Origin of the sequence: Sphingomonas sp., from assembly GCF_019635455.1 — a bacterium.
Lineage (GTDB): Bacteria > Pseudomonadota > Alphaproteobacteria > Sphingomonadales > Sphingomonadaceae > Sphingomonas.
In genome coordinates, this window is record NZ_JAHBZJ010000012.1 from 40,199 (window position 1) to 53,440 (window position 13,242).

The 13,242-nt window shown below is 68.3% G+C and carries 12 protein-coding genes; 4 read left to right on the top strand and 8 right to left on the bottom strand.

Features of this window, described 5'->3' with window-relative positions; genetic code table 11:
- Positions 1 to 35: 35 nt before the first annotated feature.
- The 4 genes from KF783_RS14075 to hflK form a co-directional block, all read right to left on the bottom strand.
- Positions 36 to 1,697, bottom strand: a complete 1,662-nt coding sequence (locus tag KF783_RS14075; protein WP_294080412.1) for a helicase HerA-like domain-containing protein — start codon at positions 1,695 to 1,697, stop codon at positions 36 to 38.
- A 90-nt stretch (positions 1,698 to 1,787) separates the two neighbouring features.
- Entirely contained in the window at positions 1,788 to 3,308 is a 1,521-nt protein-coding gene (locus KF783_RS14080) for a Do family serine endopeptidase (RefSeq protein ID WP_294080414.1), read from the bottom strand.
- A 129-nt stretch (positions 3,309 to 3,437) separates the two neighbouring features.
- Positions 3,438 to 4,301, bottom strand: coding sequence for a protease modulator HflC (locus tag KF783_RS14085; protein ID WP_294080416.1), 864 nt, complete (start codon positions 4,299 to 4,301; stop codon positions 3,438 to 3,440).
- The gene (hflK, locus tag KF783_RS14090) at positions 4,298 to 5,431 is read right to left on the bottom strand and encodes an FtsH protease activity modulator HflK (protein ID WP_294080418.1); all 1,134 of its coding nucleotides are present in this window, start codon (positions 5,429 to 5,431) and stop codon (positions 4,298 to 4,300) included. The genes KF783_RS14085 and hflK overlap by 4 nt, the downstream gene beginning before the upstream one ends.
- Before the next feature lie 71 nt (positions 5,432 to 5,502).
- Between hflK and KF783_RS14095 the strand changes: the two genes are divergently transcribed.
- A complete protein-coding gene (locus KF783_RS14095; RefSeq protein ID WP_294080420.1) occupies positions 5,503 to 6,468 on the top strand; it encodes an Mrp/NBP35 family ATP-binding protein in 966 nt (321 codons plus the stop codon).
- A 4-nt stretch (positions 6,469 to 6,472) separates the two neighbouring features.
- Complete coding sequence (locus tag KF783_RS14100) at positions 6,473 to 6,913, top strand: CoA-binding protein (RefSeq protein WP_294080423.1); 441 nt, start codon at positions 6,473 to 6,475, stop codon at positions 6,911 to 6,913.
- Here the strand turns inward: KF783_RS14100 and KF783_RS14105 are convergent.
- On the bottom strand, positions 6,878 to 8,029 hold the full coding sequence (locus KF783_RS14105; RefSeq protein WP_294080425.1) for an aminotransferase class V-fold PLP-dependent enzyme: 1,152 nt from the start codon (positions 8,027 to 8,029) through the stop codon (positions 6,878 to 6,880). The two genes, KF783_RS14100 and KF783_RS14105, sit on opposite strands and share 36 nt — an antisense overlap.
- Positions 8,030 to 8,117: 88 nt before the next feature.
- Complete coding sequence (locus KF783_RS14110; protein WP_294080428.1) at positions 8,118 to 8,882, bottom strand: tryptophan 2,3-dioxygenase; 765 nt, start codon at positions 8,880 to 8,882, stop codon at positions 8,118 to 8,120.
- A gap of 147 nt (positions 8,883 to 9,029) precedes the next feature.
- On the opposite strand from KF783_RS14110, the gene KF783_RS14115 reads away from it, so the two are divergent.
- Both KF783_RS14115 and KF783_RS14120 read left to right on the top strand, forming a co-directional pair.
- Complete coding sequence (locus KF783_RS14115) at positions 9,030 to 9,836, top strand: hypothetical protein (protein WP_294080430.1); 807 nt, start codon at positions 9,030 to 9,032, stop codon at positions 9,834 to 9,836.
- A gap of 87 nt (positions 9,837 to 9,923) precedes the next feature.
- Positions 9,924 to 11,723, top strand: a complete 1,800-nt coding sequence (locus KF783_RS14120; protein WP_294080431.1) for an SLC13 family permease — start codon at positions 9,924 to 9,926, stop codon at positions 11,721 to 11,723.
- Between the two features lie 26 nt (positions 11,724 to 11,749).
- Here KF783_RS14120 and dapD read toward each other — a convergent pair whose 3' ends face one another.
- On the bottom strand, positions 11,750 to 12,553 hold the full coding sequence (gene dapD / locus KF783_RS14125) for a 2,3,4,5-tetrahydropyridine-2,6-dicarboxylate N-succinyltransferase (RefSeq protein ID WP_294080432.1): 804 nt from the start codon (positions 12,551 to 12,553) through the stop codon (positions 11,750 to 11,752).
- Complete coding sequence (locus KF783_RS14130; protein WP_294080434.1) at positions 12,550 to 13,215, bottom strand: pyrimidine 5'-nucleotidase; 666 nt, start codon at positions 13,213 to 13,215, stop codon at positions 12,550 to 12,552. The genes dapD and KF783_RS14130 overlap by 4 nt, the downstream gene beginning before the upstream one ends.
- Between the last annotated feature and the right edge of the window lie 27 nt (positions 13,216 to 13,242).

Here is a 13,242-nt window from a genome sequence, read left to right on the forward strand (position 1 = left end):
CGACCGGCGCGGCTACGCCCGATCGCGGAACGCGCTCACCGCCCCTTGAACAGTCCGCCCAGCACGCCGCGCACGATGCCGCCGACGATGCTGGCCCCCGCGCCGGATTTCTTGCCGAAGATCGCCTTGGATACCTCGCCCGCAACCGCACGGCCGGCGGCGCTCGACGCGGACTGGGTGGCGGACCGGATCGCGCGGTTCCACGGGCTGTTCGCGGCCTCGCGCTCGGCCTGGCGCTGCGCCTGCGCGTCCAGCCGCGCCTGGCGGTCGGCGTCGCGCTGCGCGGCGAGGCGGGTGCGCTCGGCCTCCTTGGCGGCGCGCGCATCCTCCTTGGCCTGGGCCGCGGCGGCCTTCTCCGCCTCGTCCTGCGCCTTTGCCTCCGCAGCCGCAGCGGCCGCCTCGGTCGCCTTGGCGTTGAGCAGTTCCTCCGCCGATTCGCGATCGACCGGGACATCATATTTGCCGCCCACCAGATCGGTATCGATCAGTATCTTGCGCTCCTCCGGCGTTACCGGTCCGACGCGGCTGCGCGGCGGCTTGATCAGCGTGCGCTGGACCGGGGAGGGTGCGCCGTCGGCCATCAGCAGCGACACCAGCGCCTCGCCGACCTTCAATTCGATGATCGCGGTTTCGACATTCAGATCGGGGTTGGCGCGAAACGTGTCCGCCGCCGCCTTGATCGCCTTCTGGTCGCGGGGGGTGAAGGCGCGCAGCGCGTGCTGGACGCGATTGCCCAGCTGTCCGGCGACATCTTCGGGAATGTCGATGGGGTTTTGCGTCACGAAATAGACGCCGACGCCCTTGGACCGGATCAGGCGGACGACCTGCTCGACCTTGTCGAGCAGCGCCTTGGGGGCCTCGTCGAACAGCAGGTGCGCCTCGTCAAAGAAGAAGACGAGCTTGGGCTTGTCGGGATCCCCCACTTCCGGCAACGATTCGAACAGGTCGGACAGCAGCCACAGCAGGAAGGTGGCGTAAAGGCGCGGCGACGCCATCAGCTTGTCGGCGGCCAGGATGTTGATGACGCCGGCGCCGCTGTCGTCCAGCTTGATGAAATCCTGGATGCTCAGCGCCGGTTCGCCAAAGAAATGCGCGCCGCCCTGCGCGCGAAGCTGGAGCAGCTGGCGCTGGATCGCGCCGACGCTGGTCTTGGCGACATTGCCATATTTGGCGGTCAGTTCGTCGGCCCGCTCACTCACATGGACCAGCATCGCCTGAAGATCGTCGAGGTCGAGCAGCAACAGCCCGTCATCGTCCGCGACCTGAAAGGCGATCGCGAGCACGCCCTCCTGAGTCTCGTTGAGGCTGAGCAGGCGGGCAAGCAGCAATGGCCCCATTTCCGAAACGGTGGTGCGAATCGGATGGCCCTGTTCGCCGAACAGGTCCCAGAACTGCACCGGGGAGGCGGCATAGGCCCAGTCGGTCTCGCCGATTTCGGCGGCGCGTTTGGCAAAGGGTTCGTGGGTCTTGGCGGTCGGCGATCCGGCCATGCCCAGGCCCGACAGGTCGCCCTTCACATCGGCGGCAAAGACCGGCACGCCGGCGCGGCTGAAACTTTCGGCCAGGCCCTGGAGCGTCACCGTCTTGCCGGTGCCGGTCGCGCCCGCGATCAGCCCGTGGCGATTGGCGCGCTTGAGCACCAGCGCCTGTCGCTGGCCGTCGCCGCCAAGTCCGATGAAAAGCTCGCCTTCGCCCATTTGTCGCGCTCCTGGTTGAGGAGCGCGACATTAGGTGGAAAGCGCGGCGCGGTCAGCCGAAATCGGCTGAAACCGGAAGTGGCGCGGTGGTTATTCGGCGAGATCGACGGTCAGATAGCCGCCGACGCCACCCCGGCGCATCACATAGAGCAGCACCTGCTGCGCGCCCGACTTCTTGGCCGCCGCGACGGCGCTGTTGAACGCCTGGGGCGTCTCGACCGGCGCGCGGTTGACCGAGGTGATGACGAGGCCGCGCGCGACCTGTTTCTGCCCGGCATCGCTCGACGGATCGACGCCGACGACGACCACGCCCTTGGTCGATGGATCGACGCCGACGGTGCGGGCGATCTGGGGCGTCAGCGCCGCGACGCTGATGCCGATCGACGCGGCGGCGCTCTGGGCGCCCTGCTGCTCGTCGCTGCCCTGCACGCCTTCATCGGCGTCGGGATCGAACCCGGCGAGCTGTTCGGGCGGGGGACGCGTGCCGACGGTCAGGCGGACGGTCATCGACTTGCCGTCGCGAATCAGCTCGATCGGCACGGTGGTGCCGGGGCGCAGGCTGCCGGCCAGGTAGGACAAGGTGGTGTCGGGGGTGACGTCCTTGCCGTCCACCTTCACGATCACGTCGCCCTGCTTGATCCCGGCCTTGGCCGCGGCCTCGCCAGGTTCGACGCGGGCGATCAGTTCGCCCTTGCCCTTGGGAACGCCGAACGACTTGGCGAGATCATCGGTCAGCGGCTGGATGCCGACGCCCAGATAGCCGCGCTCGACCTTGTCGCCCTTCATCAGCGTGTCGATGATCGGCTTCGCCTCGGTCGCGGGGATCGCGAAGCCGATGCCGACATTGCCGCCGGTGGGCGAGAGGATCTGCGAGTTGATGCCGATGACGTTGCCGTTCATGTCGAACATCGGGCCGCCCGAATTGCCCCGGTTGATCGACGCGTCGGTCTGGATGAAGCGATCGAGCGGACCGCCCTGGCCGGTGACGCGGTGCATCGCCGAGATGATGCCGGCGGTGACCGATCCGCCGAGGCCAAAGGGGTTGCCGATCGCGATCACCCAGTCGCCGACGCGCGAGCGGTCGGAATCGCCGAACTTCACGAACGGCAGGCCCTTGCCCTCGATCTTCAGCACCGCGAGGTCCGAATCGGGATCGCGGCCGATCAGCTTTGCGGTATATTCGCGGCGATCGGCGAGCGTGACCTTGATCGATTCGACCACCGCGCCGCGCTGGCCCGCGGAAATCACATGGTTGTTGGTGACGACATAGCCGTCGGCCGAAATGATGAATCCCGATCCGAGCGATTCGGCCTGGCGGGTGACCGGGCGGCCGCCGCCCTGCTGTCCGCCGAACATTTCGCCGAACGGCGTGCCGGCGAAGGGATTAGTCTGCACCTGGACGCGCTGGGTGGTCGAGATGTTGACGACCGCCGGCTGGAGCCGGGCGACCATGTCCGCAAAGCTCATCGGCGCGCCCGCGCGCGGCGCGGTGGCCGAAACGGCGCCGGGTTCGTTCTGGGCGGTCTGCGCGCCGGCAGGGTTCTGCATCACCAGCGCCGCGCTGGCGCCGCCGACGAGGAGAGCCGAAGTGATCGCATAGGCGTAGCGCACGGGTTTCTTTCCTTTGGTCATAAGGCCTTTGCTTGGCAGGAGGTCGATCAGGCTGCGTTTACTCGCGTAAACAAGCTGAACGGCGATTGAATATGAACGAACCGACAGGCTTTGCGATCCTGTCCGGTTCTAACGGCTCCGTCCCCTGAATTCGCGAAGATAGTCGTTCTCGGGCGACAGGATGATCGACGTTTCGCCATTCGCGTCGCGCCCATTGCCCAGGAACGTCGCGCGATACGACTGCATCGCCCGCCAGAAATCATAGAATTGCGGATCCTTGTTGAACGAGGCCGCATAGATTTCGGCGGCCTTCGCATCGGCATCGGCGCGGATGATCTGCGCATCCTTCTGGCCGTTGGCGCGGATCGTCGTCGCCTCCTGCTGCCGCGCGGTGGCCATGCGGTTCAGCGCCGATTCGAGCGGGCTGCCGCTCGGCAGGTCGGCATGCTTGATCCGCACATCGACGATCTGCACGCCATATTGGCTGGCATAGCGCTGAAGCCCGGCCTGGATATTGTCCATCACCTGGGTCCGTTCCGGACTGAGCAGCGCGGCGAACGGCCGTTTGCCCAGTTCGGCACGCAGCGCGGATCCGAACAGCGGGCCAAGCTGCGACGCGACCCGCGCCTCGCTGCCCGCGGTCACCACCATCTTCAACGGATCGACGACGCGGAAGCGGGCGAAGGCATCGACCTCAAGCCGCAGCTGATCGGTCGAGAGCACCGGCTGGTTTTCCAGGTCGATGTCGAGCACGCGCTTGTCCACCCACACGACACGCTGGAGGAACGGCACCTTGAACTTCAGCCCCGCATCGGTGGTGCGGCCGAACTGTTCGCCCGGCTTGTACGCGTTGATCGTGCGGACCGGCTTTTCGAGCTGGAGGATCACCGCCTGCTTGGTTTCCGGCACGATGAACGCGGTGCTCAGCAGCACGAACAGCGCCACCAGCACGACCCCGACCAGGATGACGGGGCGGGAAACAGCGCCGCTCACTGGCCGCCTCCCTGTTGCTGGGCCGGCTGGGCCTGTTGCTGTCCCTGCTGGACCGACGGGTTGACGGTGGTGCCGCGCGCGGCGGGCAGCGGGATATAGGGGGTCACGCCCGGCGCCTCGATGATCGTCTTGTTCGATTTGGCCAGCACCGCCTCCATCGTTTCATAATAGATGCGGCGGCGGGTGACCTCCGGGGCGAGCTTGTACTGCTCATAGATCTTGTCGAACTGCGCGGCCTCACCCTGCGCCAGCGCGATGATCTGCTGGGCATAGGCGCGCGCCTGGTTGCGGGCGGCCTCGGCCTCCTGCTGGGCGGCGGTGACCTGCTTGAACGCCTCGTCCACCGCGGCGGGGGCGGTGGCGTTCTTGATCGATACGCCCTGCACGCGCACGCCGGCATTATATTCGTCCAGGATCTGCTGCATCGACTGCTGTACCCGCGCCTCGATGACCGTGCGGCCCGGGCCGATCGCGTCGTTGAGCGTCACCCCCGCCAGCGCCGCGCGCATCGCGCTTTCCGCCGTGGCGCGCACCGTTTCCTCGGGCTTGGCGATCTGGAAGACATAATCCTCGGGATTGGAGATGTCCCAGCGGACCGAATAGGCCAGATCGACGATGTTCTGATCCTGGGTCAGCATCAGATTCTCGCCCGATGCCGCCGGAAAATCCTCGTTCCGGATCTGTTGCACGTTGATCTTGCGCACGCTTTCCAGCGGCGCGGGAAGCGTCATCGCGATGCCGGGTTCGAGCGTCCGGCTGTATTTGCCCAGGAACGCGACCACGCCGCGCTGTTCGGGCGTGATGACGTGAAAGCTGGTGAACGCGACCCACAGCAGTGCCAGCACGCCGACGCCGATCAGCACCAGCGTGCGCGACGGCATGCCGCCCGGAAAGCCGCCGCCACCGCCGCCGCCCTTGCGCGCGCGCTTCAGGAAATCGTCGAGGCTGGTGACGCCGCCCTTGCCCGGGCGCCTGCCCTCGGGCGGGAACGCCCAGGGGTTGCGCGGGCCGCCGCCATCGCCGCCGCCGCCGTCACCGTCGTTGCCGCCGCCTCCCCATGGGTTCTTCGGCCCCTTATTCTCATTCCACAGCACGCCAGCGCGTGCGATCCACCCGGTCAGGTTCACCATGCACGTCTTTATAGGGACGGTTGCGCGGATTTACAGTGGCAGCGCGCGAAACCCTGCCTATGTGCGCGTCCATGACCGACAAAGCCGAACTCGACGCCCTGCTTGCCCCGATCGCCGCCGGTCGTGCGACGACCCGCGTGGAGGGGGAGCGGGCGAGCATCATCCTCGACGTGACCGGCCTGCCGCCGGCTGCGCAGGACGCGCTGGAGGCCGATGTGCGCGCCGCCGCGCGGGGCGTGGCCGGCATTGGCGAGGTGCGCGTTGCGCGCACCGCCCAGCGGGTCGCCCGCCGGCTGATCGCGGTCGCGAGCGGCAAGGGCGGGGTGGGGAAATCGACCCTGTCCGCCAACCTGGCGATCGCGCTCGCCCGTGCGGGGCGCAAGGTGGGGCTGGTCGATGCCGATATCTACGGCCCGTCCCAGCCGCGGCTGATGGGGATTGAGGGGCGCAAGCCCGAGGCGCACGACCAGAAGCTGGTGCCGCTCGCGACGCGCCATGGCGTGCCGCTCCTGTCGATGGGCGGGCTGGTCGCGGACGGCCAGGCGATTGCCTGGCGCGGCCCGATGGCCGCCGGCGCGCTGACCCAGCTGGTCGATGCGAACTGGGGCGCGGCCGACACGCTGGTGCTCGACCTGCCCCCCGGAACCGGCGATGTTCAGCTGACGATGATCCAAAAACACCGGCCCGACGGCGCGGTGATCGTCTCGACCCCGCAGGATCTGGCGCTGATCGACGCCGCCCGCGCGATCGACCTGTTCCGCAAGGCGGGGGTGCCGATCATCGGGCTGGTCGAAAACATGGCCGGCTATGCCTGTCCCCATTGCGGCGAGGTGTCGGACCCGTTCGGCCAGGGCGGGGCAGAGGCGGCGGCGGCGCGGCTGGGCATCCCGTTCCTCGGCCGCATCCCGCTCGACATCGCGATCCGCACCGCGTCCGATGCCGGCGCGCCACCGGCCGCCGGGAACGGGCCGGAGGGCGCCGCGTTTGCTCCGGTGGCCGAACTGGTCGATAACTGGCTCAGAACGCAAGGAGGCTGAGGCGATGCCGCTGACCCGCGACGACGAGATCAAGGCGCTGCTGGAGGGCGCGCGCACCATCGCGATGATCGGCGCATCCGACCGGCCCGATCGACCCAGCTATGGTGTGATGAAGCGGCTTCAGGATCACGGTTATCGGGTGATCCCGGTCAATCCCCAGATCACCGGCGAACATGTCCATGGCGAATATGTGTTTCGCGAACTGGCGCAGATCGGCGAGCCGATCGACATCGTCGATATCTTTCGCCGGCCCCAGGCGGCGGGCGAGGCGGTCGATGCGGCGATCGCCGCCGGGGCGAAGGCGGTGTGGATGCAGCTGGGCGTGGTCAACGAGGCCGCGGCCGCGCGTGCGGAGGCGGCGGGGCTGAAGGTCGTCATGGATCGTTGCCCCGCGATCGACATCCCCCGGCTAGGCGTCGCCCCGATTCCCCAGGGCGAGGCGTAGCCGCTCGACATCGCGCGGATCGTGATAGAGGCCGATGCCGATGCGCAGCACGTCGCCGCGCACGTCGGTGACGATATCCTGCGCCATCAGCCGTGATTTCCACGCCGGGGCGTCGGGCGAACGCAGCGCGAGAAACCGCGCATGCGGCGCCCCGCCCGGATTGAGGAGGGTCGCGCCGGCCAGTTCGGTTTCGTCCAGCGCTGCGATCAGGCGCGCGCGCAGCGGCGCGACATGGGCGTTGATCGCGCCGGTGCTCAGCCCCGTATCGGCGAGCATGTCGCGCACCGCGACGAAGCGGTACAGCCCCGACGGGTCGAACGTCGATCCCATGAAGCGCCGCGCGTCATCGGCATAGCCGATCCGGCCCGGCGGCGCCTCCAGCCCCTCGAACTCGGCGTACCAGCCGGTGAATTCGGGACGGGGGCCAAATCCGGGCGGGCAGTGGAGGAAGGCGACGCCCTCTCCCGCCATCGCATATTTATATCCGCCGGCGGTGTAGAAGACGCGATCGGCGACCGCCGACAGGTCGCTCTCGATCGCCATGAACCCGTGATAGCCATCGATCACCACCCATGGCCCGTCCGGGCGCGCGAGCGCGGCCAGCTCGGCGAGGCCGGTGAAGACTGCCCCGGTCTCGAACATAACCTGGCTGACGAAGATCAGGTCATGATCGCCGCGCCGCGCCGCTTCGATGAACCGTGCGTCGAAATCGGGACCGGTCGGGACCGCGTCGAGCGTGATGCGGCCCGATTCGATCCACCGCTGCGCCTGCCGGCGAAAGCTGTGGAACTCGCCGCTGCTCGCCAGGACGCGCAACGGCCGCTCCGCGCGCGCCGAGACGAGCCGGACGATCAGGTCATGGGTGTTGCCGGCGAAGACGATGCTGGCCGGATCGGGCAGGTGCAGTTCGGCGGCGACATGGCGTTGCGCGGCGGGCCAGATCTCGCCCATCACCCGGTCCCATTTTCGGTCCGCCAGGCGTGCCGCATCGTCCCACGCCGCCTGGTGGCCGATCCACGATGCGTCGGGCCACAGATGGTGGCTGTGCGCGGCGAAGTGCAGCCGGTCCGGTGCGGCGGCGAGCGATCGCTGGAACAGATGTTTGTAGCTGGTCATGGGGTCGCTTTCGCAAGATCGGCACCCGCCACCCGGCGCCGCTCTTCATGGGCGGACGGGCAGGCGAGCGGGCCGGGACGGGAACCGGTCAAAGGAGCGTCCGCAGCGTCCAGAGTTCGGGAAAGGCGCGCTTGGCCAGCGTCTTTTCCAGATAGGGGACGCCTGGCGTGCCGCCGGTGCCGGGCTTCATCCCGATGACGCGGCTGACCGTCAGCACATGCTTGTGCCGCCAGGTCGCGAGCGCGTCGTCGATATCAACCAGCTTTTCCGCGAGCTGGTAGAGTTCCCACCAGCGATGCGGGTCGCGATAGACGCGCGCCCAGGCCGCCTCGACCTCCGCGCTGGGCCGATAGGGGGAGGCCCAGTCGCGCTGCGTCGCCGCCTCGGGCAGGTCGAATCCCGCGCGGGCCAGCGCCAGATTTGCCTCGTCCCACAGGCTGGGTCGGGCGGAATAGCCGTCGGTCAGCGGCCCCGGCACGCCGCCGCCGCGCAGGCCCAGCAGCGTCTCGACCGCGCGGAACTGGTCCGACTGGAACCCGCTGCTGGAGCCGAGCACGTCACGGAACCGGCTATAGTCGCTGGGCGTCATCGTCGTCAGAATGTCCCAGCTGAGCGTCATTACCGCCTGGATGCGGCTGACCCGCGCCAGACCCTTATACGCCTCGACCAGCTGATCGGTGCGGACCAGCGCCAATGCGGCCTCCAGCTCCGCGATCGTCTGCTTCAACCACAATTCCTTGGTCTGGTGGATGACGATGAACAACAGTTCGTCATGCTCGTCCGAAATCGGATGCTGCGCCGACAGCAGCTGGTCCAGCGCCAGATAGCGGCCATAGGTCATCGGTTCGGTCATACGGGCTTCCTGGGTCCGTCCTGTGGGGGCGTCGCCGGCGCGGGCCGCGACTGCCTGATGCCGATCGCCTCTACGCCCGCCGGCGCATGAGGGAAAGCGTCAGGACTTGGCGGTTGACCTCTCCCGCGCGCACGTCACTGTCGCGCGATGCGAATGATCGGCGGCAGGGATTATTACGACGCGGGCGCGGCCTGGGGGCAGGACGAGAGCATCGTGTTTCTGCGCAATGGCGCGCGTGCGCTGTCCGATATCGACATGTTCGTCGAGATCGGCCTGCCCAGCACAAGCTGTGCCGGCGGGCTCGTCGCGCGCGATGCCTATGGCGCGCGACCGGCGAGCGGCCGCTATCGTCCGTTGCGCGATCTCGCGATCGACGGCGTCGCCTATGGCCAGAAGGCGGGGCAGGTGCTGTTCTGCGGGACGCTCTATCGCGGCCTGCGGCTCGCGCGCGAGGGCGGGGGAGCGCCGCGCTGGTTCTGGACCCACGCGGCCCTGGCGGCGTTCGCCGGGCAGCACGGCCTCGCGCTGCATGAGGGCGAAGCGTATGCCGGCACCGCGCGGGAGACGAGCAACGTCCGCCGGCAGGTGGTGGAATATCCGACCGTCGAACTGCCGCTGCGCGACTGGTTCGATCCCCTGTCGCTGGCCGGCCGCGCGCGCGAGGCGGTGGTTCGCGCCGGCATCACCATCGCCAGCCGCGATCCTGACGCGAAAGTTCCGCTCGGCCCGGAATATGCGCAATTGCCCTGGGCGGTCGATCAGCCCACCCTTGGCGCGATGGATTTCGCCAGGGCGGTCGATCCCTTCACCGCATATCAGGAAATCGCGATGTGGGTCGGCGGCGTGCTGCCGGCGCCGGCGCCCGGAACGGTGGACGTCACCGACAACCGGGTGAAGCTCGAAAAGGCCGGCTTTGACCACCGCACCTCGTTCCGGCGCGGCAAGGGCGGATAGCGCGGATCGATCGTCGCGGGGTGGCGCCGGGCCACGCGCCGACCCATAAGGGGCGGACGACCTTTGGCTCCCCCGTTCAGGATCGCGATGACGTTCGAACTGCTTGCTGCCCATGGTGATGTGATCGGCCTCGTCCTTCTGGTCGCCCTCTTCATCGCCTTTGCGACCGAGCGCCTGCCGCCGGTGGTGCTGGCGATCACCGGCGGCGTCGCGATGATGGCGTTCGGATATATCAAGCCCGCCGCGCTGCTCGGCGTGTTCGGAAATCCGGCACCGATCACGATCGGCGCGATGTTCATCCTGTCCGGCGCGTTGCTGCGCACCGGCGTGCTCGAAGAGGTGTCGGGCTGGGTCATGCGCCGCACGCAGCAGCGTCCCCGGCTGGCGGTGGCGGAAATCGGTGCCGGTACGGTGCTCGCCTCCGCCTTCATGAACAACACGCCGGTGGTCATCGTGCTGATCCCGATCATGAAGCGGCTGGCAGCGCAGCTGGGACAGGCGGCGACGCGCCTGCTGATCCCGCTATCCTATCTGTCGATCCTGGGCGGCACGCTCACCCTGATCGGGACATCGACCAACCTGCTGGTCGATGGCGTCGCGCAGGAGGGCGGCCAGGCGCCGTTCGGCATTTTCGAGATCACCGGCGTCGGCCTGGTCGCCGCGGTGGCGGGCGTCGCCTTCCTGGCCCTTTCCGGCCCGTGGCTGCTGCCGCGCCGGCCCGAGCATGGCGTCGGCACGCGGGGCGAGAGCGAGCGCTACCTCTCGCATCTCGTCGTCGCGCCCGACAGCGAGCTGATCGGGCAGCGGATCGGGTCGAGCGCGATCGGGCGGCGCCAGGGCGTCCGCATCGTCGCGCTGCGCCGCGGGCGGCAGGTCCATCGCAAGGATCTGGACGCCATGGCGTTCGAGGCCGGGGATCAGCTCGTCGCTGCGGCGAGCCCCGCCGAACTGGCGTCGATCGCGGAGGGCGCGGATTTTCGCGTCGGCCTGACCGGTCTGGGCGGCGGCCTGTCGATGCGGGGTCCCGATCGCCCGCGCGACCTGCGGCTGCTGGAGGCGGTGGTGTCGGCGACCCATCCCGTGATCGGTCGGCGGCTGGCGGACATCCCGCTGCTTTCGCGCCTGCGCCTGCGCGTGCTGGGCCTCATGCGTCCGCGCCATCTGGCGGGACCCGATCTGGCGAATGTGCGCGTGCGCGCCGGCGACCGGCTGCTGATCGCGGCCGACCGCGACGCCGCCGCCGGGCTGGAGGCGAACCTGAACCTGGCTCAGGTGACCGAAGCGCCGACGCGTGCGTTCAAGCGGGCAAAGGCGCCGATCGTCGTCGCGACGCTGGCCGCCGTCATTCTGGGCGCGGCGCTGTTCGGCCTGCCGATCGAGGCGCTGGCGATCGGTGGCGTCGCGGTGGTGCTGCTCACCCGCTGCATCGAACCCGAAGAGGCGTGGAGCGCGATCGACGGCAATACGCTGATGCTGATCTTTGGCATGCTGGCGTTCGGCCTGGGGCTGCAAAATGCGGGAACCGTCGATCTGATCGTCGGTGTGGTCCGCCCCTGGCTGGCGGTGGCATCGCCGCTGATGCTGCTGATCGGCATCTATGCGATTACCAGCATCCTCACCGAAACCGTGACCAACAATGCCGTCGCGGTCATCATGACCCCGATCGTCATCGCGCTGGGACAGGCGATCGGAACCGATCCGCGCGGGCTGATCGTCGCGGTGATGTTCGGCGCCAGCGCCAGCTTCGCGACGCCGATCGGGTATCAGACGAACACGCTGGTCTATGGCGCCGCCAATTACCGGTTCGCCGATTTCCTGCGCATCGGCCTGCCGATGAACATCGTCGTCGGCATCGCGGTGTGCGCCGCGATCAGCCTGATGTTCTGAACCCGCGATCCGCGCCGCGCGACGGTTCAGTCGCGCAGCAGTTCGTTGATCCCGGTCTTGCTGCGGGTCTGCGCGTCCACCGTCTTGACGATCACCGCGCAATACAGGCCCGGGCCGCCATCCTTGCCGGGCAGCGTTCCGGGGACGACCACGGCATAGGGCGGCACGACGCCGCGATGCACTTCGCCGGTGGCGCGATCGACGATCTTGGTGCTCGCGCCCAGATAGACGCCCATCGACAGCACTGCGCCTTCGCCCACGCGCACGCCCTCCGCCACTTCGGCCCGCGCGCCGATGAACGCGCCGTCGCCGATGATGACCGGGTCGGCCTGCAACGGCTCAAGCACCCCGCCGATGCCGACCCCGCCCGACAGGTGGACGTTGCGCCCGATCTGCGCACAGCTGCCGACGGTCGCCCAGGTATCGACCATCGTTCCCTCGCCCACATAGGCGCCGATATTCACGAAGCTGGGCATCAGCACCACGTTGCGGCCGATATGCGCGCCGTGGCGCACGACGCTGCCCGGCACCTGGCGGAACCCGGCGGCACGGAACGCGGCATCATCCCATTGCGCGGTCTTGAGCGGCACCTTGTCAAAGCCGCCGGTCATCACCGCATTGTCGTTCAGGCGAAAGGACAGCAGCACCGCCTTTTTCAGCCATTGATTGACCTGCCAGCCGCTTTCGACCGGTTCGGCGACCCGCGCCGCGCCGCTGTCGAGCAGGTTCAGCGCCTCCGCAACCGCCTCGCGCACCGCGCCGGTGGTCGCGGTCGAAACAGCGGCGCGGTCTTCCCAGGCGGCGTCGATCGTGGCGGCAAGGTCGGTCATGCGGGCTCCAATATGGTTTCCAGCCAGTGGCGGATGTCGTGGGTGGTGTAATCGATATGGCTCCGATCGGCATCGGGCGCCTGTTCGGATCCATTATCGACCCAGACGGTGGTCATGCCGATCGCCTTTGCCGGCGCGAGGTTGCGCGCCATGTCGTCGATGAACAGCGCCGCGCGCGGATCGATGCCATGCGCCTCGCACAGGCTGTGATACGCGTCCGGGTGCGGCTTGGGCGCGTAGCTGGTGGCGTGGACGTCGTGGATCGCCTCGAAATGGTCGCTCAGGCCCAGCCGGCCCAGCACCTTGCTCGCATAGGGGGCGTCGGCGTTGGTGAAGACCAGCTTGCGCCCCGGCAGCTTCGCGATCGCGGCGGCAAGTGGCGCGTCATGCTCCAGCACGTCCATCTCGATATCGTGGACGTCCGCCAGATATTCGTGCGGCTCGACGTCATGTTCGGCCATCAATCCCGCCAGCGTCGTGCCGTGCGAGATGAAATAGCCTTTTTGCACGCGATGCGCGTCGGCCGGGTCAAGGCCCAGGCGGCGCGCGACATAGGCGCCGATCCGCGCATCGATCTGCGTGAACAGGTCGATCCGCGCTGAATACAGCGTGTTGTCGAGATCGAAAATCCAGTTGCGGATATGGGCGAGTGGCGCAAGCATGCGCCGCGCGCTCTAGGCACCGGCGGA

Bases quoted from the DNA above. Each gene is read 5' to 3' on its own strand.
- KF783_RS14075 (WP_294080412.1), bottom strand. From the start codon at position 1,697: ATGGGCGAAGGCGAGCTTTTCATCGGACTTGGCGGCGACGGCCAGCGA.
- hflK (WP_294080418.1), bottom strand. From the start codon at position 5,431: ATGGTGAACCTGACCGGGTGGATCGCACGCGCTGGCGTGCTGTGGAAT.
- KF783_RS14095 (WP_294080420.1), top strand. From the start codon at position 5,503: ATGACCGACAAAGCCGAACTCGACGCCCTGCTTGCCCCGATCGCCGCC.
- KF783_RS14100 (WP_294080423.1), top strand. From the start codon at position 6,473: ATGCCGCTGACCCGCGACGACGAGATCAAGGCGCTGCTGGAGGGCGCG.
- KF783_RS14105 (WP_294080425.1), bottom strand. From the start codon at position 8,029: ATGACCAGCTACAAACATCTGTTCCAGCGATCGCTCGCCGCCGCACCG.
- KF783_RS14110 (WP_294080428.1), bottom strand. From the start codon at position 8,882: ATGACCGAACCGATGACCTATGGCCGCTATCTGGCGCTGGACCAGCTG.
- KF783_RS14115 (WP_294080430.1), top strand. From the start codon at position 9,030: ATGCGAATGATCGGCGGCAGGGATTATTACGACGCGGGCGCGGCCTGG.
- KF783_RS14120 (WP_294080431.1), top strand. From the start codon at position 9,924: ATGACGTTCGAACTGCTTGCTGCCCATGGTGATGTGATCGGCCTCGTC.
- dapD (WP_294080432.1), bottom strand. From the start codon at position 12,553: ATGACCGACCTTGCCGCCACGATCGACGCCGCCTGGGAAGACCGCGCC.
- KF783_RS14130 (WP_294080434.1), bottom strand. From the start codon at position 13,215: ATGCTTGCGCCACTCGCCCATATCCGCAACTGGATTTTCGATCTCGAC.